Raw genomic sequence first — 26,823 nt, forward strand, 5'->3', positions numbered from 1 at the left:
TTCGTCAGGGAAGGGCGATTACGCCGTGACCGGCGATGCCGCGACGCGGGCCGGAGCCGGCTCGCCAATTGGCAGCACGGTGCGGCCGTATTGCTCGTTGAGCACTTCGGCCATCGCCAGGTAAATGGCGCTGGCACCGCAGATGATGCCCTCATAACCGGCGAAGGTCAGCAGCGCGTGGTTGCCGGTGATGTTGCCGACGGCCAGCAGGGCGAACAGCAGCGTCAGGCTGGCGAACACGAACTGCAGCACGCGGTTGGCGCCCAGGGTGCCAAAGAACATGAACAGGGTGAAGACGCCCCACAGCGCCAGGTAGATGCCCAGCACGTGCGCCTCGGTGGCTTCAGCCAGGCCCAAACGCGGCAGCAGCAGCAGGCCGACCAGGCTCAGCCAGAAGCTGCCGTAGGCGGTGAACGCAGTCATGCCGAAGGTGTTGCCCTTCTTGTACTCCAGCAGGCCGGCCAGGATCTGGGCCAGGCCACCGAAGAAAATCCCCATGCTGATGATGGCGGAGTTCAGTGGGAAAAAGCCCGCGTTGTGCAGGTTCAGCAAGACGGTGGTCATCCCGAAGCCCATCAGGCCGAGAGGGCCGGGATTCGCCAACTTGTTGGTGTGCATAAGTCCTCTGCGATAACAGAAAATTAACGGAAACAGCGAAGTAAAATCATAAATGGTCTGAATGGCCAAAAAATCGAAGTTTTCCACCAGAGCGCGCGCATCATAATGATCCCCGCAGCCGGAAACAATGATCTGAATGACGATAAAAAAAGAAATTTTTTTCGCCTTGCCCCTTGATGCCGGACGGGATGGCCCCATCTTATTTGCAACCGCAGCTGCTAACCGCGGGTCGCACTGAGATATCGGGCAGTTGAAAAGCAAAAAATCGCCCGCATATAGGTTAGCAACCTGACTGATTATGAATTTTTTAGTGGAGACGTTTAGATGGGCAAAATTATTGGTATCGACCTGGGTACTACCAACTCTTGCGTAGCAATTATGGATGGTGCCAAGGCACGCGTGCTGGAAAACGCCGAGGGCGACCGCACCACTCCTTCTATTATCGCATATACCCAGGACGGTGAAACTCTGGTTGGCCAGCCGGCTAAGCGTCAGGCAGTGACCAACCCTGAAAACACCCTGTTCGCCATCAAGCGCCTGATCGGTCGCCGCTTCCAGGATGAAGAAGCGCAGCGCGACAAAGCGATCATGCCGTACAAAATCGTCGAAGCCGACAACGGCGACGCCTGGCTGGAAGTGAAAGGCCAGAAAATGGCTCCGCCGCAGATCTCTGCGGAAGTGCTGAAAAAAATGAAGAAAACGGCGGAAGATTACCTGGGCGAACCGGTAACTGAAGCGGTTATCACCGTACCGGCTTACTTCAACGACGCCCAGCGTCAGGCGACCAAAGACGCCGGCCGCATCGCGGGTCTGGAAGTCAAACGCATCATCAACGAACCGACCGCTGCGGCCCTGGCCTACGGCCTGGACAAAGAAGTCGGCAACCGCACCATCGCGGTTTATGACCTGGGCGGCGGTACTTTCGATATCTCTATCATCGAAATCGACGACGTTGACGGCGAAAAAACCTTTGAAGTGCTGGCGACCAACGGTGACACCCACCTGGGTGGCGAAGACTTCGACAGCCGTCTGATCAACTACCTGGTGGAAGAGTTCAAGAAAGATCAGGGTATCGATCTGCGCAACGATCCGCTGGCGATGCAGCGCCTGAAAGAAGCCGCTGAGAAAGCGAAGATTGAACTGTCTTCCGCTCAGCAGACCGACGTTAACCTGCCGTACATCACTGCAGACGCGACCGGTCCAAAACACATGAACATCAAAGTGACTCGCGCCAAACTCGAGTCTCTGGTTGAAGATCTGGTTGCGCGTTCTATCGAACCGCTGAAAGTGGCGCTGAAAGACGCAGGCCTGTCGGTTTCCGACATCCAGGACGTGATCCTGGTGGGCGGCCAGACCCGTATGCCAATGGTGCAGAAGAAAGTCGCAGACTTCTTCGGCAAAGAACCGCGTAAAGACGTGAACCCGGACGAAGCGGTTGCCGTAGGCGCTGCGGTACAGGGCGGCGTGTTGGCCGGTGATGTGAAGGACGTTCTGCTGCTGGACGTGACCCCGCTGTCGCTGGGTATCGAAACCATGGGCAGCGTGATGACGCCGCTGATCACCAAAAACACCACGATCCCGACCAAGCACAGCCAGGTGTTCTCTACTGCGGAAGACAACCAGTCTGCAGTAACCATCCACGTGCTGCAGGGTGAGCGTAAGCGCGCCAGCGATAACAAATCTCTGGGCCAGTTCAACCTGGACGGCATCCAGGCGGCACCGCGCGGCATGGCGCAGATCGAAGTGACCTTCGATATCGATGCCGACGGCATCCTGCACGTGTCTGCCAAAGACAAGAACACCGGTCGTGAGCAGAAGATCACCATCAAGGCATCTTCTGGCCTGAACGAAGACGAAATCCAGAAAATGGTGCGCGATGCCGAGCTGAACGCTGAAGCTGACCGCAAGTTCGAAGAGCTGGTACAGACGCGTAACCAGGCGGATCACCTGATCCACGGTACTCGCAAGCAGCTGGAAGAAGCGGGCGACAAACTGCCGGCGGAAGATAAAACGGCGATCGAAGCGGCGCTGAAAGATCTGGAAGCGGCGGTGAAAGGCGAAGATAAAGCCGAGATCGAAGCGAAGACTCAGGCGCTGGTGCAGGTTTCCGGCAAGCTGCTGGAAATGGCTCAGGCGCAGCAGGCTCAGCAGGGTGCTGACGCCGGCGCGGACAACGCGGCGCAGAAAGACGACGACGTGGTTGACGCTGAGTTCGAAGAAGTTAAAGACAAAAAATAATCGCCCTTAAGCGGGCACGGGGCGGCCGAGATGCCGCTACCGGAAACCAGCACGGGCGTCGAGGCAACTCTGCGCCCGTGCACGCATGTTAAGGGTAAGCGAAAGAATGGCGAAGAAAGACTATTACGAGATTCTCGGCGTCAGCAAGACGGCGGATGAACGTGAGATCAAAAAGGCGTATAAACGCCTGGCGATGAAATACCATCCTGACCGCAACCAGGAACAAGACGCCGAAACCAAGTTTAAAGAAGTTAAAGAAGCTTACGAAGTCCTGACCGACGACCAGAAACGCGCGGCCTACGACCAGTATGGCCACGCGGCCTTTGAACAGGGCGGCATGGGCGGCGGCGGCTTTGGCGGCGGTGCCGACTTCAGCGATATCTTTGGCGACGTGTTTGGCGATATCTTCGGCGGAGGCCGCCGTCAGCGCGCCAGCCGCGGTTCCGATCTGCGCTATAACATGGAGCTGACCCTCGAGGAAGCGGTACGTGGCGTCACCAAAGAGATCCGCATCCCGACGCTGGAAGAGTGCGACGTCTGCCACGGCAGCGGCGCCAAGCCGGGCAGTTCACCGGTCACCTGCCCAACCTGTCACGGTCAAGGCCAGGTGCAAATGCGTCAGGGCTTCTTCACCGTGCAGCAGGCGTGTCCACACTGCCATGGCCGCGGCCAGATCATCAAAGATCCGTGCAACAAGTGCCACGGCCACGGCCGGGTTGAGAAATCCAAAACGCTGTCGGTGAAAATTCCGGCCGGCGTCGATACTGGCGACCGCATCCGCCTGGCGGGTGAAGGCGAAGCCGGCGAGCACGGCGCACCGGCGGGCGATCTGTACGTTCAGGTGCAGGTGAAGGCGCACCCGATCTTCGAGCGTGAAGGCAACAACCTGTACTGTGAAGTGCCGATCAACTTCGCCATGGCGGCGCTGGGCGGCGAGATTGAAGTGCCGACGCTGGATGGCCGGGTGAAACTGAAGGTGCCTTCGGAGACCCAAACCGGCAAGCTGTTCCGCATGCGCGGCAAGGGTGTGAAATCGGTGCGTGGCGGCAGCCAGGGCGACCTGCTGTGCCGCGTAGTGGTGGAAACCCCGGTCAATCTGAACGACAAGCAGAAGCAACTGCTGCGTGAGCTGGAAGAGAGCCTGGGCGGCCCATCCGGCGACAAGAACAGCCCGCGCTCGAAGAGCTTCTTCGACGGGGTGAAAAAGTTCTTTGACGATCTGACTCGCTAACCTTCTGTTTCTGTTGGTTTATGTTAGAACCCCGGGCATTTGCCCGGGGTTTTTATTTGCGTGCTACAACGCTCATTCCCTAAGAATAATGTGATTTACTCGTGCTTTTGATCGGTTTTTTCGAGTTATTTAGCATTTATAAACTTATTTTTTCGAACTAAAACGCCCTCTATACTCACTTCATGACTGTGGTTCGCAGGGCGCTACGTCCTGCACAGATTTGGAGAGACGTACTGTGACCAATATCATTCGTCAATTTTTACGTCAGGAAGCCGCGGGCGGCATCATTCTGATCGCGGCGGCGATCGTCGCCCTGATCATGGCCAATAGCCCGGCGCAGGGGATCTATCAGGCATTTCTTAACCTGCCGGTGATGGTGAAAATTGCTTCGCTGGAGATCGCCAAGCCGCTGCTGCTGTGGATCAACGACGGCCTGATGGCCATCTTCTTCCTGGTGGTGGGGCTCGAGGTCAAGCGCGAGCTGATGCAAGGCTCGCTGTCCGGGCGTGACAAGGCGGTGTTTCCGGCGATCGCCGCACTGGGCGGCATGCTGGCGCCGGCGCTGATTTACCTGCTTTTCAACGGCGCGGATGAAGTCACTCGCCAGGGTTGGGCAATCCCGGCGGCGACCGATATCGCCTTCGCGCTGGGCGTAATGGCGCTGCTGGGCAACCGCGTGCCGACTAGCCTGAAAGTATTCCTGCTGGCGTTGGCGATCATCGATGACCTGGGCGTGATTATCATCATCGCGCTGTTCTACACCCACGAAGTGTCGATGGTGGCGCTGGGCGTGGCAGCGGCGGCGACGGTGCTGCTGGCGGTGATGAACTGGCGTGGCGTGGGAAAAACCTCGCTGTATATGATGGTTGGCCTGGTGTTGTGGGTGGCGATCCTCAAGTCCGGGGTGCACGCGACGTTGGCCGGGGTGATCGTCGGCTTTATGATCCCGCTGAACGTCAAGAAGGGGCCATCGCCATCGGAAACGCTGGAGCATGAGCTGCACCCGTGGGTCGCGTTTATGATCCTGCCGCTGTTCGCTTTCGCTAACGCCGGGGTCTCTTTGCAGGGCGTATCGCTGGAAGGATTGACGTCGCTGCTGCCGGTCGGGATTGCGGCTGGCTTGTTTATCGGTAAGCCGCTGGGGATTTTCCTCTTCAGCCTGCTGGCGGTGAAAATGGGCATCGCCCGTTTGCCTGAAGGCATCGGCTTCAAACAGGTATTTGCCGTTTCGGTGCTTTGCGGTATTGGTTTCACCATGTCGATTTTTATCGCCTCGCTGGCGTTCGGCGAGGCGGATATGGCGCTCAGCACCTATTCCCGCCTGGGGATCCTGTTGGGCTCGACGGCTGCGGCGGTGGTAGGGTATGGATTGCTGCGTCTGGCGTTGCCGCGCGTACGTTAATCCTGAATGTGCCCGGTAAGGGCACATAATAAAATGGCTGGTCGGAGCTGTACGGTATAAAATATGTGCAGCTTCGGCCGTTCTTCGTTGGGACTAATGGGGCTATACGTTGTCTGAAGCAGGGAAAGGAAGTTTGTCGCTCGTCACGGCACACCGTTTGCCGCTGCGAAACGTTGTTAAGGAGAGCCGCTCGTGAGGATGTCGCATATCAACTTTAATCACCTTTACTATTTCTGGCAGGTCTGCAAGGCCGGTTCCGTGGTCGGCGCCGCTGAAGCGTTGTTTCTGACGCCGCAGACCATCACCGGCCAGATCAAGGCGCTAGAAGAGCGGTTGGACGGCAAGCTGTTCAAACGCCAGGGGCGCGGGTTGGTGCCTTCGGAGCTGGGGCAGTTGGTGTTCCGCTATGCTGACAAGATGTTTATGCTCAGCCAGGAAATGCTGGATATCGTCAACTATCGCAAAGAGTCGAATCTGCTGTTCGACGTCGGCGTGGCGGACGCGCTGTCGAAGCGCCTGGTCAGCCAGGTGTTGGAAACGGCGGTGGTGGTGGACAACGAACAGATCCACCTGCGTTGTTTTGAATCGACGCACGAGATGCTGCTGGAGCAGCTCAGCCAGCACAAGCTGGATATGATCCTGTCGGATTGCCCGGTGGACTCCAGCCAGCAGGAAGGGCTGTTCTCGCTGAAGCTGGGCGAGTGCGGCATCAGCTTCTTCTGTCGCCAGCCGGCGCCGGAGTTGCCGTTCCCGGCCTGCCTGGAGCAGCGCAAGTTGCTGATCCCCGGCCGCCGTTCGATGCTGGGGCGCAAACTGCTCAACTGGTTCAATACGCAGGGCATCCAGGTGGAGATTCTGGGCGAGTTCGACGATGCGGCGCTGATGAAGGCTTTCGGCATGTACCACAACGCGATCTTCGTGGCGCCGACGCTGTATGCGCAGGATACCTACAACGATGATAACGTGGTGGAGATTGGACGTATAGACAGCGTGCAGGAGGAGTATTACATCATCTTCGCCGAGCGCATGATCCAGCATCCGGCGGTGCAGCGCGTCTGCAACAAAGACTTCTCGGCGCTGTTTTCCTGCTAGCGGTTCACTGAACGCAGGGCGTAAAAAAACCGGCCTGAGCCGGTTTTTTTATCAAGCAGATAACGAAATGCTTACTGCATTGCGTTGATGCGTGCAGTCAGGTTTGACTTATGACGCGCTGCTTTGTTTTTGTGGATCAGGCCTTTAGCTGCCTGACGGTCCACCAGTGGCTGCATTACCAGGAATGCATTTTGTGCTGCTTCTTTGTCGCCAGCTGCGATAGCTGCGTCTACCTTCTTGATGAAGGTACGCACCATTGAGCGACGGCTTGCGTTATGCTTGCGGCGTTTCTCAGACTGTACGGCGCGTTTCTTAGCTGATTTGATATTAGCCAAGGTCCAACTCCCAAATATATTCTATTGAGGACAATTCAAAGGCCGAGGAATATGCCCTTTTAGCCTTCGTTTGTCAATGGATTTGTGCAAATAAGCGCCGTTTGTACAGGCGGCACTCGCTACGTTGTGATGGCGCAGGATTTTACCAGCTTCGCTCTTGGGAATACAGTGTTTCGCGAGAAAATTCGCCAATGATTTGCCGCGGCGGGCGCAAGCCGTTGGCCGCGGTCGAGAATCGGCCCGGTGGCGCCGGATAAACTGCGGCGAAGCCGTTTCACGCGCAGATTATCTCCGGTATGGTATGTCTATTACATAAAGGCACCAATCGCGGGTTAACCTTACCGGCTGTACAAGGTATAATCCGCCGATTTCCACTGTTTTGAGCCAGCTATGGAGCTAATTCGCGGCATTCACAATATCCGGGCGCGCCACCATGGTTGCGTGCTCACCATCGGCAACTTCGACGGCGTGCATCGCGGTCATCAGGCGTTGCTGGAGCAGTTGAAGCAACAAGGGCAACGCCTCGGGCTGCCGGTGATGGTCATGATCTTTGAGCCGCAGCCGCTGGAGATGTTCGCCGCAGACAAGGCGCCGGCCCGTTTGACGCGCCTGCGCGACAAGGCCAACTACCTGGCGCAGGCGGGCGTCGATTACCTGCTGTGCGTCAAGTTCGATCCGCGTTTCGCCGCCAACACCGCGCAGGCGTTCGTCGCCGAGCTGCTGGTGGAAAAACTGGGCGTCAAATTCCTGATGGTGGGGGATGATTTTCGCTTTGGCGCCGGGCGTCAGGGCGATTTTCCGCTATTGCAGCAGGCCGGAAAAGAGTACGGCTTCGACGTGGTCAGTACCCCGACCTTCCGCGAAGGCGAGCGGCGCATCAGCAGCACCGCGATCCGCACCGCGCTGAGCGAGGACGATCTGCCGCTGGCAGAGACCCTGCTGGGCCACCCGTACAGCATCTCCGGGCGCGTGGTGCACGGCGATGAGCTGGGCCGCACCATCGGCTTCCCGACCGCCAACCTGCCGCTCAAGCGCCTGGTGGCGCCGGTGAAAGGGGTGTATGCGGTGGAGGTGTACGGCCTGGGGCCGCAGCCGCTGCCGGGCGTGGCCAACATCGGCACGCGTCCGACCGTCGCCGGCGTGCGCCAGCAGCTGGAAGTGCATCTGCTGGATGTCACAATGGATCTTTACGGGCGCCATATTGAGGTGGTGCTCCGCGCAAAATTGCGCAATGAACAACGGTTTGCTTCGCTCGATGCCCTGAAGCAGCAAATCGCCAATGATGTGGTGACGGCCCGGAAGTTCTTCGGGCTACAGACACCGGTTTAATCTCTATAGCCGAAAACGGAACCGAGAATCTAATGAGTGACTACAAGAATACCCTGAACTTGCCGGAAACAGGGTTCCCGATGCGCGGCGATCTCGCCAAGCGCGAACCTGGCATGCTGCAACGTTGGTATGAACAGGATCTGTACGGGATTATTCGTACTGCCAAAAAGGGCAAAAAAACCTTCATTTTGCATGACGGCCCTCCGTATGCGAACGGCAGCATTCACATTGGTCACTCGGTTAACAAGATTCTCAAAGACATTATCATCAAGTCGAAAGGGATGGCCGGCTTCGACTCGCCTTATGTGCCGGGTTGGGATTGCCACGGCCTGCCTATCGAACTGAAGGTTGAGCAGCTGTACGGCAAACCGGGCGAGAAGCTGACGGCGGCCGAGTTCCGCCAGAAGTGCCGCGAGTACGCGGCCGAGCAGGTTGAAGGTCAGAAGAAGGACTTCATCCGCCTGGGCGTGCTGGGCGACTGGGATCGTCCGTACCTGACGATGGACTTCAAAACCGAAGCCAACATTATCCGCGCGCTGGGCAAGATCATCAGCAACGGCCACCTGCTGAAAGGCGCCAAGCCGGTTCACTGGTGCACCGACTGCGGCTCATCGCTGGCGGAAGCGGAAGTGGAGTACTACGACAAGACTTCGCCGTCGATCGACGTGACCTTCCATGCGGCCGACGCGGCTGCCGTGGCGGCCAAGTTTGGCGTGAGCCACTTCAACGGCGCCATCTCGCTGGTTATCTGGACCACCACCCCGTGGACCCTGCCAGCCAACCGCGCGATCTCGCTGCATCCGGACTTCACCTATCAACTGGTGCAGGTTGACGGCCAGTGCCTGATCCTGGCGGCCGAACTGGTGGAAAGCGTGATGAAACGCGCCGGCATCACCGAGTGGACGGTGCTGGGCAGCTGCAAAGGCGCCGATCTGGAGCTGCTGCGCTTCAAACACCCGTTCATGGACTTCGACGTGCCGGCGATCCTCGGCGAGCACGTGACGCTGGACGCCGGTACCGGTGCGGTGCACACCGCGCCAGGCCACGGCCCGGACGACTTCGTGATCGGCCAGAAATACGGCCTGGAAGTGGCCAACCCGGTAGGGCCGAACGGCTGCTACCTGACCGGCACCTACCCGCTGCTGGACGGCAAGTTCGTCTTCAAGGCCAACGATCTGATCGTCGATCTGCTGCGTGACAAAGGCGCGCTGCTGCACGTCGAGAAGTTCTTGCACAGCTATCCGTGCTGCTGGCGCCACAAGACGCCGATCATCTTCCGCGCCACGCCGCAATGGTTCATCAGCATGGATCAGAAAGGCCTGCGTCAGCAGTCGCTGGAAGAGATCAAGGGCGTGCAGTGGATCCCGGATTGGGGCCAGGCGCGCATCGAAATGATGGTGGCCAACCGCCCGGACTGGTGCATCTCGCGTCAGCGCACCTGGGGCGTACCGATGTCGCTGTTCGTGCACAAAGAGACCGAGCAGCTGCACCCACGCACCGTTGAGCTGATGGAAGAAGTGGCCAAGCGCGTCGAGCAAGACGGCATTCAGGCCTGGTGGGATCTGGACGCGGCCGACATCCTCGGTGCGGAAGCCGCCGACTACGTGAAAGTGCCGGATACGCTGGACGTGTGGTTCGATTCCGGTTCTACTCACGCCTCTGTTGTCGATGTGCGCCCTGAGTTCCAGGGCCACAGCGCTGACATGTATCTGGAAGGCTCCGACCAACACCGCGGCTGGTTCATGTCATCGCTGATGATCTCCACCGCGATGAAAGGTAAGGCGCCTTATAAAGAAGTGCTGACCCACGGCTTCACCGTCGATGGCCAGGGCCGCAAGATGTCCAAGTCGATCGGCAACACCGTCAGCCCGCAGGACGTGATGAACAAGCTCGGCGGCGACATTCTGCGTCTGTGGGTGGCGTCGACCGATTACACCGGCGAGATCGCGGTATCCGACGAGATCCTCAAGCGTTCCGCCGACTCTTACCGCCGCATCCGCAACACCGCGCGCTTCCTGCTGGCCAACCTGAACGGGTTCGAGCCGAGCACCGACTGCGTGGCGCCTGAAGACATGGTGGTGCTGGATCGCTGGGCGGTCGGCCGCGCGCTGGCGGCGCAGCAGGATATCGAGCAGGCTTATGCCAACTACGATTTCCACGAAGTGGTGCAGCGCCTGATGCAGTTCTGTTCGGTCGAGATGGGCTCCTTCTACCTGGATATCATCAAGGATCGTCAGTACACCGCCAAGAGCGACAGCGTCGCCCGCCGCAGCTGCCAGACCGCGCTGTATCACATCGTGGAAGCGCTGGTGCGCTGGATGGCGCCGATCATGTCGTTCACCGCAGACGAGATCTGGGGCTTCATGCCGGGCAAACGCGCGCAGTACGTGTTCACCGAAGAGTGGTACGACGGCCTGTTCGGGTTGGCGGAAGGCGAGCCGATGAACGACGCTTTCTGGGCTGAGCTGCTGAAAGTGCGCGGCGAAGTGAACAAGGTGCTGGAGCAGGCGCGTGCCGACAAACGCCTCGGCGGTTCGCTGGAAGCGGCGGTGACGCTGTATGCCGACAGCGAGCTAGCGGCTCGCCTGAACAGCCTGCAGGATGAGCTGCGCTTCGTGCTGCTGACCTCTGCGGCAAGCGTTGCGCCATTGGCGGATGCGCCGGCCGACGCGCAGGCCTCCGAGCTGCTGAAAGGGCTGAAGATCGCCTTCAGCACGGCGCCAGGTGAGAAGTGCCCGCGCTGCTGGCATTACACCACCGATATCGGTCTGGTGGCGGAGCACGCAGACATCTGCGGCCGCTGTGTGAGCAACGTCGCCGGTGACGGCGAGAAGCGTAACTTTGCCTGAGAACTCGCGCCTGATGAGTAAACCAATTTGTTCGACCGGCCTGCGTTGGCTGTGGGTTGTAGTGGCGGTGCTGGCGCTGGATTTCGGCAGCAAGCAGTGGATCCTCGCTAACTTTACGCTGGGCCAGTCCCAACCGTTGATCCCGTCGTTCAACCTGTTTTACGCGCGCAACTACGGCGCTGCGTTCAGCTTCCTGGCCGATCACGGCGGTTGGCAGCGCTGGTTCTTCGCCGGCATCGCCATCGCCATCGTCGCGGTGCTGCTGGTGATGATGTACCGCAGCGCGGCGCAGCAGAAGCTGAACAACATCGCCTACGCCTTCATCATCGGTGGGGCGTTGGGCAACCTGTTCGATCGCCTGTGGCACGGTTTTGTGGTCGATTTCATCGACTTCTACGTCGGTGACTGGCACTACCCGACCTTCAATCTGGCGGACAGCTTTATCTGCGTGGGTGCGGCGATGATCGTGCTGGAAGGTTTCCTGTCGCCGGCGAACAAAGGCGCAAAGAGTAAAGGTGAGTAACATGACGGCTCAGATTATCAGTGACAGCGCGGTGCTGGTTCACTTTACGCTGAAACTGGAAGACGGTTCGACCGCCGAATCTACCCGCAGCAGCGGCAAACCGGCGCTGTTCCGTCTGGGTGACGGCAGCCTGTCGGCGCCGCTGGAAGCGCAGCTGCTCGGCCTGCGAGCGGGCGACAAGTGTGCCTTTACCCTGCAGCCGGAAGCGGCGTTCGGCGCGGAGAACCCGGATCTGGTCCAGTTCTTCTCGCGCCGCGACTTCGCGGAAACCGGCGTGCCGGACGTGGGCACCATCATGCTGTTTACCGCCATCGACGGCAGCGAAATGCCGGGCGTGGTGCGCGCGGTGGCGGAGGATTCAATCACCGTCGATTTCAACCATCCGCTGGCGGGCCATCCGGTGACCTTCGATATCGAAGTGCTGGAGATCGATCCGCAGCAGGAGGAGACGCATGCAAATATTGCTGGCTAACCCGCGCGGCTTCTGCGCCGGGGTTGATCGTGCGATCAGCATCGTGGAACGTGCGCTGGAGCTGTATGGCGCGCCGATCTACGTACGGCATGAAGTGGTGCACAACCGCTACGTGGTTGACAGCCTGCGTGAGCGGGGCGCCGTGTTTATCGAAGAGATCGCCGAAGTGCCGGACGGTTCTATCCTGATCTTCTCGGCGCACGGCGTGTCTCAGGCGGTACGCGCCGAAGCCAAGGCGCGCGATCTGACCATGTTGTTCGACGCCACTTGCCCATTGGTGACCAAGGTGCATATGGAAGTGGCGCGCGCCAGCCGCCGCGGCACCGAAGCGATTCTGATTGGCCATGCCGGTCATCCGGAGGTGGAAGGCACCATGGGCCAGTACAGCAACCCGAAGGGCGGCATGTACCTGGTCGAATCGCCGGAAGACGTGTGGAAGCTGCAGGTGAAAGACGAAAGCAATCTGTGCTTCATGACGCAGACCACGCTGTCGGTTGATGATACCTCGGACGTGATTGACGCGCTGCGTCAGCGCTTCCCGAGCATTATCGGTCCGCGTAAGGATGACATTTGCTACGCCACCACCAACCGTCAGGAAGCGGTGCGTAACCTGGCAGGCGATGCGGATGTGGTGCTGGTGGTGGGGTCAAAGAACTCTTCCAACTCTAACCGTCTGGCTGAACTGGCGCAGCGCGTGGGCAAACCGGCTTATCTGATCGATTCGGCGGCGGATATTCAGGAGAGCTGGCTGAGCGAAGCGCGCAATATCGGCGTTACCGCCGGCGCCTCGGCACCGGACGTGCTGGTGCAGGAGGTGATTTCTCGCCTGAAAGCGCTGGGCGGCCTGGACGTGCATGAAATCAGCGGGCGTGAAGAGAACATCGTGTTTGAAGTGCCTAAAGAGCTGCGGGTGGACGTTCGTCAGATTGACTGACATGCGCCGGCGGATGACAGCGGGGAGCTTAGGCTTCCCGTTTTTTTTGGAATCGTGCCGCGTTAAAAATAACATGCCATGCATATTCAAATTTTCTGCTAACTAAAGTCAAATTTATTCTGAGTATTTGAAATAACGGCGGTGTATTTAATTATAAAGGCTGGCGAAAAGTCATTAATCAGAATATCATTAGGCTGCAATCTAAATGAGGCCCGGTGTTGGCAAAGTGATTACAATAATTACAATAATGGATGTTGCAGATGTTTCTTATTTTATTCCTGTCGAATATGTTCTACGGCCGTTAATCCCTTCTCCTGCAAATAGAGTTTCATATGTTCCAGCAACCGTCTGACTTTTAATGGCTGGATCTCCCTGCGCGGCATAATGGCATAGCAATTAATTTCCGGTAACCGCCAATCGGGCAATATTTCAATCAGCTCACCGCTGCGCAATTCACGTTCAACGTTGGCGAAGAAATTGCGAATGATCCCCTTGCCGGTCAGCGCCAACTCCTTCATCGCCATACCGCTGTTGGTGAACAAACGCCCCGTCATACGCATGCGGTGTTCGCCGCCGTCGCGATGGATAAGACGGACAAACTGCGGGTTGCCGAGCGGTGTAAAGGTGACCCAGTGGTGATGGCTCAGCGCCTGCGGTGAATCCGGCACGCCGTGGTGTGCCAGGTAGGCCGGTGAGGCGCATAACACTTCACGGCAGCGCGCCAGCCGCGTGGAAACGTAGCTGGAGTCGGCCAGCACACCGCCACGTATCGCCAGATCGATGCGTTGCGTGATGAGGTCTATCTTCTCATCGTGGATTTCCAGTCGCAGCGTAAGCTGCGGGTGTTCATCGAGGAAGCTTTGCAGCGCCGGCACCAGATAGTGGGTGGCGAATTCAGTGGAGGTGGCGACACGTAGTTCGCCGACCAGCTCGCCGCGCAGCGCGGCGATCCGTTGTTGGCCACGTTCGGCTGCGTGGATCATCAGCAGGCAATCTTCATAAAAACACAATCCTGCTTCGGTCAGACTCAATGAACGCGTCGATCGCAACAGTAATTGAATGCCCAGATGTTCCTCCAGCTGGCGAATATGTTGGCTGACGGCGGAGGTCGTCATGCCCAATTCTTTTGCCGCCATGCTGAATGCGCCGCAATCGACCACTTTTGAGAAAATGGCCATGCGTTTTAAAATATTGCTCATAGTTTGTTAAGCACAACTTAACCAAGATTGTGAATTATACGGGCTAATAATATAGCACCATCTCTTCTATATTGCCTGAAGCATATAAACGCCGGGCTGATTATTATTTTGCAGAGATTTTTTCTCTTTTTGATAAATCTTATTGCGCTTATCAATAATACACCCGCGCCACATCGCAACAGGAGCTCATTGTGGACAGCGCTCAGAAAGAAGAAATATCGTTAAAGATCCTACGTGAATTATTGCAATACCGCCGCCGTTTCCCCGGCGACGACACCTCGATCGCCGAAGAAGAACGGCGGGTCACTCAGGTGCAATTGCCGCGCATTCGGGCATTCATCGAAAACGAGCAACGTATCGAATTCGTGCTGCCGGCCTTCCCGACCAAGTCGCCCAACACCAACAAGGTGATCGGTGCGGTGCCGGACATGGCGGAGCGGCTGTCGCTGATCTTCCTCAACTCGCTGTGCCAGCGCATTCAGCTCTATTACCCGCCGGGGGCGCATATCGTTATCTGCTCCGACGGTCACGTGTTCGGCGATCTGATCCGCGTCAGCGACGACGCGATCAACCACTATCAGCGCGAGATTGAAAGCCTGCTGCATGAAGTGGGCGCGACATACCTGAGCGTGTTCAACCTCGGCGATGTCAAAGGCCTGGCGGAGCATACCGATGATTATGATCTGCTGCGCCGATTGTTGGTGGAGGGCTATGCCGAATCGGAAGAGGCGATCAAACAGCAACTGATGCAGGACGAACAGGGCCTCTTGCTGTACCGCGCCATCACGCGTTTCCTGTATGAAGACAGCCAACTGCCGGGCTACAGCGGTTCCAACGCCGCGCTGCAGAAAGACGCCAAACAGCGCGCTTGCGGCGTGATCCAGCGCAGCTGGGCCTGGGGCAATCTGCTGGCGCAGCACTTCCCGGCGGCGATCCGTCTGTCGATTCACCCGCAGCCGGTCGACAGTCTGAAAATGGGTATCCACATGATGCCGACCAAAGACGACTGGCTGACGCCGTGGCACGGCGTGGCAGCCAACGTGAACGGCCAGTTCGTGCTGATGAAACGTAAAGACGCGCAGAGCCTGGACGGCGAGCTGGTAGAGATCCGCGGCACGCCGAGCCATTACCTGATCGAACAACCGCAGATGGCCTGAGGCCGCTGCATGCTTTTGCGCCCGAAATCCTGACGGGCGCGTTTTTGACGGCACGTTGCCGTGTGAGCAGCACATTCGATGCAAGGAGAATACTGATGAACAACCAACCGCTTAATTGCCATATCCAACCGAATACCCCGTTCGGCGCGATCCTGACGCCGCAGCATCCGGGGCAAAAGATCGGCGAGCTACCGGTGGCGGCGCTGCGAGCGCTGGCGCAGGAGCACCACTTGCTGGTGCTGCGCGGATTCGACTCCGGTTTCAGCGATGGGGAGGTTCTGACGCGCTACGCCGAGCAGTGGGGCGAGATCATGATGTGGCCGTTCGGCGCGGTGCTGGACGTGAAGGAACATCCTGACGCCAAGGATCATATTTTCGACAGCAGCTACGTCCCGCTGCATTGGGATGGCATGTATAAGCCGACCATCCCCGAGTTCCAGCTGTTCCACTGCGTGGCGGCGCCGTCGCAGGACGAAGGCGGGTGCACTACCTTCGTCGATACCACGCGGCTGCTGGCCAATGCGGACGAAGCGTTGCTGGATCAGTGGCTGTCGGTGTCGATCACCTACCGCATCAAGCAGGTGGTGCATTACGGCGGAGAAGTCTGTTCGCCGTTGGTGGTGCAGCACCCGAACGGCAGGGGCTTGATCATGCGCTACAATGAACCGCCGACGGAGGGGAAAAAATTCCTCAACCAGCATGCGCTGGAATATCACGGCGTGCCGGAACAACAGCAGGAACAGTTCCATCACACTCTGCAGCAGCACCTGTACGATCCGCGTCACTATTATGCCCATCAGTGGCAACAGGGCGACGTGGTGGTGGCGGACAATTTCTCGCTGCTGCACGGCCGTGAGGGCTTTACTGCCCGTTCCGCGCGTCATTTGCAGCGCGTGCATATTCAGAGCAACCCGGTGTGCGCCAATCTGGCGCTGAAGCCGGCCAACGCAGAAGCGTAAAGGAGCATTATGGCAAGGATACTGATGGCGGCGGTCGCCACTCCGGGGCACGTCTACCCGATGTTGGCCATCGCTCGCCACCTGGTTGCCCAAGGGCATCAGGTGCGGGTGATGACCGGCGCGCTGTTCCGCGAACGCGCCGAAGCGGCTGGGGCGAGCTTCGTGCCGTTCGACGCGCAGGTGGATTTCGACTATCGCCACCTGGAGGAGCATTTCCCCGAGCGCGCCGCGCTGCCGCCGGGCAATGCGCAGATGGCGCTGGCGCTGAAAGATTTCTTCGCCGCGCCGATCCCACTGTTGGATCGTCAGCTGCGTGCGGCCATCGCCGCCGAAAAGACCGATCTGCTGATGGTGGAGAACTGCTTCTACGGCGTGCTGCCGCTGCTGCAGTCCGCCGAACGGCCGCCGGTCTTCGGGATCGGCGTCACGCCGCTGTCGTATTCTTCGCGCGACGCCATTTTCTATGGCCCGCGCATCCCGCCGGCGCTGCTGCCGCGGGCGCTGACCCGCGAGCAATTGGTGGATGAAGCGACGCGGGTGTTGCTTGATGAGGTGCAGCAAAGCTTTGATACCGCGCTGGTGCAAGTGGGTGGGCGGCCGCTGAATCGCCCGTTTACCGATGCGCTGATCGGCGGCTGCGAGCGTTTCCTGCAGTTGGCCACCACGGCGCTGGAATATGAACGCGACGACCTGCCGAGCGGCGTGCGCTTCGTCGGGCCGCTGCGCAGCGGTGGTCAACCGGCCGCGGAAGAGGCGCTGTGGGAGGAGGACGATCGTCGGCCGCTGGTGATCGTGTCTCAGGGCACGCTGGCCAATGTCGATCTGCATCAGCTGATCGTGCCGACGCTGCAGGCGCTGGCGCATCTGCCGGTGCGGGTGTTGGCCACCACTGGCGGGCGGGCGACCGAAGGGCTGATGGACGCATTGCCGGACAACGCCCGAGTGCGGGCGTTTATCTCCTTCGAACACTGGTTGCCGCAGGCGGCGCTCTTGATCACCAACGGCGGTTACGGCTCGATCAACTATGCGCTGGACAGCGGCGTGCCGCTGATTGTCGCCGGCACCGGTGAGGACAAGCTGGAGGCGGCCGCGCGCGTGGTGGCCGCCGGTTGCGGCATCAGCCTGCATACCAGCACGCCAAGCGCGGAACAAATACTGGCGGCAGCGACGCGCATTCTGCAACAGCCGATCTATCGCCGGCGCGCGGCGCTGGTGCAGGAGGACTATGCTCGCCACGATGCGCTGACGGCGATAGCCAACGAAGTGGCCGCCATTACCGCTTGACCCCGCCGCACTCCGTTCCTCAGGCGCCGTTTTCGGCGCCTTTTTTCTGCATTTTTTTGCAATGAAAACTGCATGATTATGTACAATCGTCGCAGGCCGCCAAATCGGTTGAATGTTAATCTCACGACAGCGCCGCTGATGAGAACGGAGGAATATCATAATTTTCTAATTATGAAATGAATCCTCTGGCGGCGCCGCAGCGGGGCAGTTACCCTGAATCGATAGGTTAATGGGATACGCGTTACATCAAGAAGAGAGCAAGCATGAAAGATTCACAAATCCGCATTGCGATTGCGGGCGCCGGCGGCCGGATGGGCCGTCAATTGATCCAGGCGGTGCAGCAGGCGGAAGGCGTGGTGTTGGGGGCGGCGCTGTCGCGCCCGGGATCGAGCCTGGTCGGCGTTGATGCCGGCGCGCTGGGCGTCAAGGTGAGTGACAGTCTGGATAAAGTGGCGAGCGAGTTCGATATTTTGATCGACTTCACCCGCCCTGAAAGCACCCTGGGCTACCTGGAATTTTGCGTGGCGCACCATAAGGCGATGGTGATCGGCACCACCGGCTTCGATGACGCCGGCAAACAGGCGATCCGCGATGCGGCGCAGCATATCGGTATCGTGTTTGCCGCCAACTTCAGCGTCGGCGTCAATCTGGTGCTGAAACTGCTGGAGAAGGCCGCGCAGGTCATGGGCGACTATACCGATATCGAAATCGTTGAGGCGCACCACCGGCACAAAGTGGATGCGCCGTCGGGCACGGCGTTGGCCATGGGCGAAGCGATCGCCGGCGCGCTGGGGCGCGACCTGAAAAGTTGCGCGGTCTATGCGCGCGAAGGCCATACCGGCGAACGCGATCCGAAAAGCATCGGCTTTGCCACCATTCGCGCCGGCGACATCGTCGGCGAGCACACCGCGATGTTCGCCGACATCGGTGAACGGGTGGAAATCACCCATAAGGCCTCCAGCCGTATGACTTTTGCCAGCGGCGCGGTGCGCGCGGCCGCCTGGTTGCATACTCGGGATAAAGGCCTGTTTGATATGCGTGATGTGTTGAATTTGGACCAATTATAATTGATTTGCATACCATCGTGATGTGGTTGTATTGATCATAATGCTATGATAATCGGACAATAATTTTATTGTCCTTTTTTTTAACATGAAAAATGAAGCATTGGCGTGATTTTGTTTCATTGACTGTTATTTATTGATATTTACCTTGCTAATCATCCCGTTTTTATCCACCAAATCTCATTTTAAGGTCTTTTTGAGTCTATTCTGGCGCCATTTTCCGTCATTCAGCCTCGCAACCGTTTTCCAGCCCCGGTTTTCTGTGTTTTTATCGTCGCTCAAGCCGCATGAGCGGCGAGAACTGCAAAAATAAAACAAAAAACGGCAGTTTGGGTAGACAAGCCGGGCACTCATCATTAAAATGCGCCCAATTTGCCAAAAATTGGCCTCGCGGACGGTTTTTGCATTGATTTAGATCGTGATATCTGAATTAATATGCAAATATTGTGATTGATTATTCCTCGGAGGATGTTTTGATAAAGTCAGCGCTATTGGTTCTGGAAGACGGAACCCAATTCCACGGTCGGGCCATCGGGGCAGAGGGAACGGCAGTGGGGGAAGTGGTCTTCAATACGTCGATGACCGGTTATCAAGAAATCCTCACTGATCCTTCCTATTCCCGCCAGATCGTTACTCTTACTTATCCTCATATCGGCAATGTCGGCACCAATGCTTCCGACGAAGAATCCTCCGCAGTACACGCCCAAGGCCTCGTCATTCGTGACCTCCCGCTGATCGCCAGCAACTACCGCAGTGAAGAAAGCCTGTCCGACTACCTCAAGCGTCACAACATTGTGGCGATCGCCGATATCGATACCCGTAAATTGACCCGCCTGCTGCGCGAAAAAGGCGCCCAGAACGGCTGCATCGTTGCCGCCGATTCGCCGGACGCCGCGCTGGCCCTGGCCAAGGCGCAAGGCTTCCCGGGGTTGAAGGGCATGGATTTGGCGAAAGAGGTCACCACTCAAGAGGCCTACAGCTGGCAGCAAGGCAGCTGGACGCTTGAAGGCGATCTGCCGGAAGCCAAAACCGCCGCGGAACTGCCGTTCCACGTGGTGGCTTACGACTACGGCGCCAAGCGCAACATCTTGCGCATGCTGGTGGATCGCGGCTGTCGCCTGACCGTGGTGCCGGCGCAGACCCCAGCCGACGAAGTGCTGAAAATGAATCCGGACGGCATCTTCCTGTCCAACGGCCCGGGCGACCCGGAGCCGTGCGACTACGCCATCGCCGCCATCAAACAGTTCCTGGAAACCGACATTCCGGTGTTCGGCATCTGCCTGGGCCACCAGCTGCTGGCGCTGGCCAGCGGGGCGAAAACCATGAAGATGAAGCTCGGCCACCACGGCGGCAACCACCCGGTGAAGGATCTGGACAACAACACCGTGATGATCACCGCGCAGAACCACGGCTTTGCGGTAGATGAAAACAACCTGCCGGCGAACCTGCGCGTGACGCACAAATCGCTGTTCGACCACACGGTGCAGGGCATTCACCGCACCGACAAGGCGGCGTTCAGCTTCCAGGGGCACCCGGAAGCCAGCCCAGGCCCGCACGACGCCGCGCCGCTGTTCGATCACTTTATCGAACTGATTGAGACTTACCGTTCTAACGCCAAATAATCAGGAGCAGTAAAAAATGCCAAAACGTACAGACATAAAAAGCATCCTGATCCTCGGCGCGGGTCCGATCGTTATCGGCCAGGCGTGTGAGTTCGACTACTCGGGCGCCCAGGCGTGTAAAGCGCTGCGCGAAGAGGGCTACCGCGTCATTCTGGTCAACTCCAACCCGGCGACCATCATGACCGACCCGGAGATGGCCGACGCGACCTACATTGAGCCGATCCACTGGGAAGTGGTGCGCAAGATCATCGAAAAAGAGCGCCCGGATGCGGTGCTGCCGACCATGGGCGGCCAGACGGCGCTGAACTGCGCGCTGGAACTGGAGCGTCAGGGCGTGCTGGCCGAGTTCGGCGTCACCATGATCGGCGCGACCGCCGATGCCATCGACAAGGCCGAAGACCGCCGCCGTTTCGACGTGGCGATGAAGAAAATCGGTTTGGATACCGCGCGTTCCGGCATCGCGCACACCATGGAAGAAGCGCTGGCGGTGGCTGCTGACGTCGGCTTCCCGTGCATTATCCGTCCTTCCTTTACTATGGGCGGCACCGGCGGCGGCATCGCCTACAACCGCGAAGAGTTCGAAGAGATCTGCGAACGCGGTCTGGACCTGTCGCCGACCAACGAGCTGCTGATCGACGAATCGCTGATCGGTTGGAAAGAGTACGAGATGGAAGTGGTGCGTGATAAGAACGACAACTGCATCATCGTTTGCTCCATCGAAAACTTCGACGCCATGGGCATCCACACCGGCGACTCGATCACCGTTGCGCCGGCCCAGACCCTGACCGACAAGGAATACCAAATCATGCGCAACGCCTCGATGGCGGTGCTGCGTGAGATCGGCGTTGAAACCGGCGGCTCCAACGTGCAGTTCTCGGTTAACCCGAAAACCGGCCGCCTGATCGTCATCGAGATGAACCCGCGCGTGTCGCGCTCTTCGGCGCTGGCGTCGAAAGCCACTGGCTTCCCGATCGCCAAGATCGCCGCCAAACTGGCGGTGGGCTATACCCTCGATGAGCTGATGAACGACATCACCGGCGGCCGCACTCCGGCGTCGTTCGAGCCGTCCATCGACTACGTCGTGACCAAGATCCCGCGCTTCAACTTCGAGAAGTTCGCCGGCGCTAACGATCGCCTGACTACCCAGATGAAGTCGGTCGGCGAAGTGATGGCCATCGGCCGCACCCAGCAGGAGTCGCTGCAGAAAGCGCTGCGCGGTCTGGAAGTGGGCGCCACCGGCTTCGATCCGAAAGTGAGCTTGGACGATCCGGAAGCGCTGACCAAAATCCGCCGCGAGCTGAAAGACGCCGGTTCCGACCGCATCTGGTACATCGCCGACGCCTTCCGCGCCGGTCTGTCGGTCGACGGCGTCTTCAACCTGACCAACGTCGATCGCTGGTTCCTGGTGCAGATTGAAGAGCTGGTGCGCCTGGAAGAGCAGGTAGCCGAAGCGGGCATCAACGGCCTGGACAAAGACTTCCTGCGCACGTTGAAGCGCAAGGGCTTCGCCGATGCGCGTCTGGCCAAGCTAGCCGGTGTCGCCGAGAGCGAAATTCGCAAGCTGCGTCACAGCCACGGTCTGCATCCGGTGTACAAGCGCGTGGATACCTGCGCGGCGGAATTCGCCACCGACACCGCCTACATGTACTCCACCTATGAAGAAGAGTGCGAGTCCAACCCGACCAACGACCGGCCGAAAGTGATGGTGTTAGGCGGCGGGCCGAACCGTATCGGCCAAGGCATCGAGTTTGACTACTGCTGCGTGCACGCCTCGCTGGCGCTGCGTGAAGACGGTTACGAGACCATCATGGTCAACTGTAACCCGGAAACCGTCTCCACCGACTACGACACCTCGGACCGCCTGTACTTTGAGCCGGTGACCCTGGAAGACGTGCTGGAAATCGTGCGCATCGAGAAACCAAAAGGCGTTATCGTACAGTACGGCGGCCAGACCCCGCTGAAGCTGGCGCGTGAGCTGGAAGCCGCAGGCGTGCCGATCATAGGCACCAGCCCGGACGCCATCGACCGTGCCGAAGACCGCGAACGCTTCCAGCAGGCGGTCAACCGCCTGGGCCTGAAGCAGCCGGCCAACGCCACCGTTACCGCCATCGAGCAGGCGGTCGAGAAGGCGGCGGGCATCGGCTATCCGCTGGTAGTGCGTCCTTCCTACGTGCTGGGCGGCCGGGCGATGGAAATCGTCTATGACGAAACCGACCTGCGCCGTTATTTCCAGACCGCGGTCAGCGTGTCCAACGATGCGCCGGTGTTGCTGGACCGCTTCCTGGACGACGCGGTGGAAGTGGACGTCGATGCTATCTGCGACGGCGAGCGCGTGCTGATTGGCGGCATCATGGAGCACATCGAGCAGGCGGGCGTGCACTCCGGCGACTCCGCGTGCTCACTGCCGGCGTACACCCTGAGCCAGGAAATTCAGGACGTGATGCGTCGCCAGGTGGAAAAACTGGCGTTCGAGCTGCAGGTGCGCGGTCTGATGAACGTACAGTTCGCGGTGAAAGACAACGAAGTCTACCTGATTGAAGTCAACCCGCGCGCCGCGCGTACCGTGCCGTTCGTGTCCAAAGCGACCGGCGTGCCGCTGGCCAAAGTGGCCGCGCGCGTGATGGCGGGCAAAACGCTGGTTGAGCAGGGCGTGACCGAAGAAATTATCCCGCCGTACTACTCGGTGAAAGAAGTGGTGCTGCCGTTCAACAAATTCCCGGGCGTCGACCCGATTCTGGGGCCGGAAATGCGCTCTACCGGGGAAGTGATGGGCGTAGGCCGCACCTTCGCGGAAGCCTTCTCCAAAGCGATGCTGGGCAGCAACTCGGGCATGAAGAAGCAGGGCCGCGCGCTGCTGTCGGTGCGCGAAGGCGATAAAGCCCGCGTGGTCGATTTGGCCGCCAGCCTGCTGAAGCAGGGCTTCGAGTTGGATGCCACCCACGGCACCGCGGTGGTGCTGGGCGAAGCGGGTATCAACCCGCGTCTGGTCAACAAGGTGCACGAAGGGCGTCCGCACATTCAAGACCGTATCAAGAACGGCGAGTACACCTACATCGTCAACACCACGGCAGGCCGCCAGGCGATTGAGGACTCCAAGCTGATTCGCCGCAGCGCCCTGCAGTACAAGGTGCACTACGACACCACGCTGAACGGCGGCTTTGCCACCGCGATGGCGCTGAAAGCGGATCCGACCGAGCAGGTGACTTCGGTGCAGGAAATGCACGCGCGTATCGGCAAGTAACCGCGCGAGAACGTTATGCCAGGGCGCTGCAGATGCAGCGCCTTTTTTTATTCAGCGAATTTGTCGGCTGGTGTTAAAAATTTCCGCTATCAATCAGTGGGCAAACTGTCACTCTGTGTGATTGGTATATGCTTGGTGTATTGGCAAGAAACGAAGGAACGACGATAACAATGATTCTGATAATTTATGCTCACCCGTATCCCCGGCATTCGCATGCCAATCAGCGCCTGCTGCAGGCGGTGAGGGATCTCCCCGAGGTAGAGGTGCGCTCGCTGTATGAGCTGTACCCCGATTTCAATATCGATATCAACGCCGAGCAACAGGCGCTGGAGCGCGCCGACCTGGTGGTGCTGCAGCATCCGATGCAGTGGTACAGCTTCCCGCCGCTGTTGAAGCTGTGGATCGACAAAGTGCTGGAGCACGGCTGGGCCTACGGCCACGACGGCAATGCGCTGGTGGGTAAAGACTGCCTGTGGGCAGTGACCAGCGGCGGCGACGAGCACCACTTCGAGCTGGGCGACTTTCCTAACTTCGCTACGCTGGCGCAGCCGCTGCAGGCTACGGCGATCTATTGCGGCATGAACTGGCAACCTTATTTCGCCGTGCACAACACCTTTACCTGCAACGAGCCGGCGCTGCTCGCCGCCGGCGAAGCCTACCGCCAGCGGTTGGTTGACTACCTGATGGAACATGCCGAAGCGGAAACCCGGGAGGCCAGCCATGGATAACCATCACATGATGATCGAGGGACTGATCTACCTCGGCTCCGCGGCGCTGTTCGTGCCGATCGCGGTGCGACTGGGGCTGGGCTCGGTGCTTGGCTACCTGATCGCCGGCTGTATTATCGGCCCCTGGGGGCTGAAGCTGGTGTCGGATGCCGAGTCGATCCTGACCTTCGCCGAGATCGGCGTGGTGCTGATGCTGTTTATCATCGGCCTGGAGCTGGATCCCAAGCGGCTGTGGACGCTGCGCGCCTCGGTGTTCGGCGGCGGCAGCATCCAAATGGTGGGCTGTGGCCTGGCGCTGAGCGCCTTCTGTTACTTCCTCGGCCTCAACTGGAAGGTGGCGCTGCTGATCGGTTTGACGCTGGCGCTTTCATCTACCGCCATCGCCATGCAGGCGATGAGCGAACGTAATTTGACGCCGTCGCCAATCGGCCGCAGTGCGTTTGCGGTGCTGCTGTTCCAGGATATCGCGGCGATCCCGCTGGTGGCGATGATCCCGCTGCTCGCCAGCAGCGGCGCCACCACCACGCTGGGCGCTTTCGTACTGTCGGCGGCCAAGGTGGTGGGCGCGTTGACGATGGTGGTGCTGCTCGGCCGCTACGTCACCCGCCCGCTGCTGCACTTTGTCGCCCGTTCGGGCATGCGCGAGGTGTTCAGCGCCGTGGCGCTGTTCCTGGTGTTCGGTTTTGGCATCCTGCTGGAGATGGCCGGACTGTCGATGGCGATGGGGGCGTTCCTCGCCGGGGTACTGCTGGCGAGCTCGGAATACCGTCACGCGCTGGAGAGCGATATTCAGCCGTTCAAGGGGTTGCTGCTGGGGCTGTTCTTTATCGGCGTTGGCATGTCGATTGACTTCGGCACCCTGTTCCATCACCCGCTGCTGATCGCCTCGCTGCTGCTGGGCTTTATGTTGATCAAGGCGGCGCTGCTGTGGCTGATTGGGCCGCTGCTCGGGGTGCCGAAGCGCCAGCGCGGCCTGTTCGCCATTCTGCTGGGCCAGGGCAGTGAGTTTGCCTTTGTGATTTTCAGCGCCGCGCAGCTGGCCGGCGTATTGCCGGTCGAATGGGCCAAGTCGCTGACGCTGGCGGTAGCGCTGTCGATGGCGGCCACGCCGCTGTTGTTGGTGATCGCCGCGCAGCTGGAAAAAAATGCGCCGAAAGAGGAGCGCCCGGCTGACGTCATCGACGACGAGAATGCCAGCGTGATCATTGCCGGCTTCGGCCGTTTCGGCCAGATCGCCGGCCGTTTGCTGTTGGCCAACGGCGTGCACACCGTGGTACTGGATCACGATCCGGACCATATTGAAACGCTGCGCAAATTCGACACCAAGGTGTTTTACGGCGACGCCACGCGGGCCGATCTGCTGGAGGCCGCCGGCGCCGCTCACGCCAAGGTGCTGATCAACGCCATCGACGATGTGGAAGACAGCCTGGCGTTAACCGAGCTGGCCAGGCAGCACTTCCCGCATCTGAAGGTGGTGGCGCGGGCGCGCGACGTCGATCATTGGTATCAGCTGCGGCAGCTAGGGGTGGAAAAACCGGAGCGCGAAACTTTCGAAAGCTCGCTGCGCATCGGCCGTGAAACGCTGGAACTGCTGGGGCTGGACGCCTATGAGGCGCGCGAGAAGGCGGACACGTTCCGCCGCTATAACCTGAAGATGTTGGAAGACACGCTGGAGAATTATCAGGATACTGAATTCCGTATCGCCAGCCTGCAGCGAGCCAAGGAGATGCTCAGTGCGGCCATCGAGCAGGATCAGAATCGGCTGTCGCGGGTGCAGCAGACCGGCTGGCGCGGCAGTATCGACGGCAAGGCGCCGGAAGATGAGGTGGTGGAAGCCAAAGGATAACAGCAGGGGCGCCGTAATGGCGCCCCGTTTTTTTGCTTAGCTCAACGCGACCTTGATCCCTAAGGCGATCAGCATGCCACCCAGCAATTTGTCGACGACCTTCTGCGTCTTTTCCAGCCCGCGGCGCACCGGCCCGCTCTGGATCAGGAACACCAGCAGCGGCCACCAGATGACCGACAGGCCGAGAATAATCCCCGCGTACCACAGCTTGTCGCCCAGGCCGGAATCGATCTGCAGCACCTGGGTGAATACCGCCAGGAAGAACAGGGTGGCTTTCGGGTTCAGCAGGTTGCACAGGTAGCCTTGCGCAAAGGCGCTCTTCAGGCTGACCTGTTGCTGCGGCAGATTGCTGACGTTCATCTTGCCGCCGCCGCGCGACAGCAGCGCCTGGATGCCGATCCACACCAGATAGACCGCCCCGGCGTATTTCAGCAGGTTAAACAGCCACGGCGTGGTGGTGATCACCACCGCCAGCCCGGCGACGCAGTAGGACATGTGGGTGGCGACACCGCAGATCACGCCGAAAGCGGTCATCATGGCGGCCAGCCGCGGATAGCGGGCGGCATTTTTGATCACCAGGAAAAAATCCGGGCCGGGGGAGAGCATGCCGAGGGCGGCGATGCCGGCGACGAACAGCGAAGTTTCAAGCATGGGGCGTCTCGCGCAAAAGACAGAGTTCTGGCGATAATAACGCCGCTTC

At 59.4% G+C, this 26,823-nt stretch carries 21 protein-coding genes; 17 read left to right on the forward strand and 4 right to left on the reverse strand.

The features are described 5' to 3' along the window. Positions 1 to 18: 18 nt before the first annotated feature. Positions 19 to 618: an acetate uptake transporter gene (gene satP, locus ACJ8IL_RS11505; RefSeq protein ID WP_033652984.1), complete on the reverse strand. Its 600-nt coding sequence runs from the start codon at positions 616 to 618 to the stop codon at positions 19 to 21. A gap of 324 nt (positions 619 to 942) precedes the next feature. Between satP and dnaK the strand changes: the two genes are divergently transcribed. The 4 genes from dnaK (at position 943) to nhaR (ending at position 6,581) form a co-directional block, all read left to right on the forward strand. Further along, positions 943 to 2,856 (forward strand): molecular chaperone DnaK, encoded by a 1,914-nt coding sequence (gene dnaK / locus ACJ8IL_RS11510; protein ID WP_004932972.1) that lies wholly within the window; start codon positions 943 to 945, stop codon positions 2,854 to 2,856. A 106-nt stretch (positions 2,857 to 2,962) separates the two neighbouring features. After that, positions 2,963 to 4,087: a molecular chaperone DnaJ gene (dnaJ, locus tag ACJ8IL_RS11515; protein ID WP_004932969.1), complete on the forward strand. Its 1,125-nt coding sequence runs from the start codon at positions 2,963 to 2,965 to the stop codon at positions 4,085 to 4,087. 235 nt (positions 4,088 to 4,322) lie between these two features. Continuing rightward, positions 4,323 to 5,489, forward strand: a complete 1,167-nt coding sequence (nhaA, locus tag ACJ8IL_RS11520; RefSeq protein ID WP_025301521.1) for a Na+/H+ antiporter NhaA — start codon at positions 4,323 to 4,325, stop codon at positions 5,487 to 5,489. Between the two features lie 192 nt (positions 5,490 to 5,681). Beyond that, a complete protein-coding gene (gene nhaR / locus ACJ8IL_RS11525) occupies positions 5,682 to 6,581 on the forward strand; it encodes a transcriptional activator NhaR (protein WP_004932962.1) in 900 nt (299 codons plus the stop codon). Between the two features lie 71 nt (positions 6,582 to 6,652). On the opposite strand, the gene rpsT is transcribed toward nhaR, so the two are convergent. Continuing rightward, positions 6,653 to 6,916 (reverse strand): 30S ribosomal protein S20, encoded by a 264-nt coding sequence (gene rpsT / locus ACJ8IL_RS11530; RefSeq protein WP_004932960.1) that lies wholly within the window; start codon positions 6,914 to 6,916, stop codon positions 6,653 to 6,655. 390 nt (positions 6,917 to 7,306) lie between these two features. On the opposite strand from rpsT, the gene ribF reads away from it, so the two are divergent. Genes ribF through ispH form a run of 5 tightly spaced genes read left to right on the forward strand, consistent with a single transcriptional unit; the run spans position 7,307 to position 13,023 of the window. After that, positions 7,307 to 8,245: a bifunctional riboflavin kinase/FAD synthetase gene (gene ribF / locus ACJ8IL_RS11535; protein WP_025301522.1), complete on the forward strand. Its 939-nt coding sequence runs from the start codon at positions 7,307 to 7,309 to the stop codon at positions 8,243 to 8,245. Between the two features lie 32 nt (positions 8,246 to 8,277). Continuing rightward, a complete protein-coding gene (gene ileS, locus ACJ8IL_RS11540) occupies positions 8,278 to 11,094 on the forward strand; it encodes an isoleucine--tRNA ligase (protein WP_167324831.1) in 2,817 nt (938 codons plus the stop codon). A gap of 13 nt (positions 11,095 to 11,107) precedes the next feature. Further along, positions 11,108 to 11,617 (forward strand): signal peptidase II, encoded by a 510-nt coding sequence (gene lspA / locus ACJ8IL_RS11545; protein WP_025301524.1) that lies wholly within the window; start codon positions 11,108 to 11,110, stop codon positions 11,615 to 11,617. 1 nt (position 11,618) lies between these two features. Next, positions 11,619 to 12,089: an FKBP-type peptidyl-prolyl cis-trans isomerase gene (gene fkpB, locus ACJ8IL_RS11550; protein ID WP_038628869.1), complete on the forward strand. Its 471-nt coding sequence runs from the start codon at positions 11,619 to 11,621 to the stop codon at positions 12,087 to 12,089. After that, on the forward strand, positions 12,070 to 13,023 hold the full coding sequence (gene ispH / locus ACJ8IL_RS11555; RefSeq protein WP_025301526.1) for a 4-hydroxy-3-methylbut-2-enyl diphosphate reductase: 954 nt from the start codon (positions 12,070 to 12,072) through the stop codon (positions 13,021 to 13,023). The genes fkpB and ispH overlap by 20 nt, the downstream gene beginning before the upstream one ends. 272 nt (positions 13,024 to 13,295) lie before the next feature. Here the strand turns inward: ispH and ACJ8IL_RS11560 are convergent, their stop codons facing one another. After that, on the reverse strand, positions 13,296 to 14,222 hold the full coding sequence (locus ACJ8IL_RS11560) for a LysR family transcriptional regulator (RefSeq protein ID WP_025301527.1): 927 nt from the start codon (positions 14,220 to 14,222) through the stop codon (positions 13,296 to 13,298). 191 nt (positions 14,223 to 14,413) lie between these two features. Between ACJ8IL_RS11560 and pvcA the strand changes: the two genes are divergently transcribed. The 8 genes from pvcA (at position 14,414) to kefC (ending at position 26,123) form a co-directional block, all read left to right on the forward strand. Then, complete coding sequence (gene pvcA / locus ACJ8IL_RS11565) at positions 14,414 to 15,379, forward strand: L-tyrosine isonitrile synthase (RefSeq protein ID WP_025301528.1); 966 nt, start codon at positions 14,414 to 14,416, stop codon at positions 15,377 to 15,379. Positions 15,380 to 15,474: 95 nt separating this feature from the next. Beyond that, on the forward strand, positions 15,475 to 16,338 hold the full coding sequence (locus tag ACJ8IL_RS11570; RefSeq protein ID WP_049207249.1) for a TauD/TfdA dioxygenase family protein: 864 nt from the start codon (positions 15,475 to 15,477) through the stop codon (positions 16,336 to 16,338). Between the two features lie 24 nt (positions 16,339 to 16,362). Then, positions 16,363 to 17,622, forward strand: coding sequence for a glycosyltransferase (locus tag ACJ8IL_RS11575; RefSeq protein ID WP_442516566.1), 1,260 nt, complete (start codon positions 16,363 to 16,365; stop codon positions 17,620 to 17,622). Positions 17,623 to 17,885: 263 nt separating this feature from the next. Next, a complete protein-coding gene (gene dapB / locus ACJ8IL_RS11580; protein WP_442516549.1) occupies positions 17,886 to 18,689 on the forward strand; it encodes a 4-hydroxy-tetrahydrodipicolinate reductase in 804 nt (267 codons plus the stop codon). A gap of 470 nt (positions 18,690 to 19,159) precedes the next feature. After that, entirely contained in the window at positions 19,160 to 20,308 is a 1,149-nt protein-coding gene (carA, locus tag ACJ8IL_RS11585; protein ID WP_071826157.1) for a glutamine-hydrolyzing carbamoyl-phosphate synthase small subunit, read from the forward strand. A gap of 16 nt (positions 20,309 to 20,324) precedes the next feature. Further along, complete coding sequence (carB, locus tag ACJ8IL_RS11590) at positions 20,325 to 23,549, forward strand: carbamoyl-phosphate synthase large subunit (RefSeq protein WP_025301533.1); 3,225 nt, start codon at positions 20,325 to 20,327, stop codon at positions 23,547 to 23,549. A 170-nt stretch (positions 23,550 to 23,719) separates the two neighbouring features. After that, on the forward strand, positions 23,720 to 24,277 hold the full coding sequence (kefF, locus tag ACJ8IL_RS11595; RefSeq protein ID WP_025301534.1) for a glutathione-regulated potassium-efflux system oxidoreductase KefF: 558 nt from the start codon (positions 23,720 to 23,722) through the stop codon (positions 24,275 to 24,277). Continuing rightward, entirely contained in the window at positions 24,270 to 26,123 is a 1,854-nt protein-coding gene (gene kefC, locus ACJ8IL_RS11600; protein ID WP_025301535.1) for a glutathione-regulated potassium-efflux system protein KefC, read from the forward strand. The genes kefF and kefC overlap by 8 nt, the downstream gene beginning before the upstream one ends. Positions 26,124 to 26,159: 36 nt before the next feature. Here kefC and ACJ8IL_RS11605 read toward each other — a convergent pair whose 3' ends face one another. Beyond that, positions 26,160 to 26,774 carry a LysE family translocator gene (locus ACJ8IL_RS11605; RefSeq protein WP_025301536.1) on the reverse strand — a complete coding sequence of 205 codons (615 nt, stop codon included), beginning with the start codon at positions 26,772 to 26,774 and terminating at the stop codon, positions 26,160 to 26,162. Between the last annotated feature and the right edge of the window lie 49 nt (positions 26,775 to 26,823).

The organism is Serratia sp. CY47444 (assembly GCF_052168635.1).
GTDB lineage: Bacteria > Pseudomonadota > Gammaproteobacteria > Enterobacterales > Enterobacteriaceae > Serratia > Serratia bockelmannii.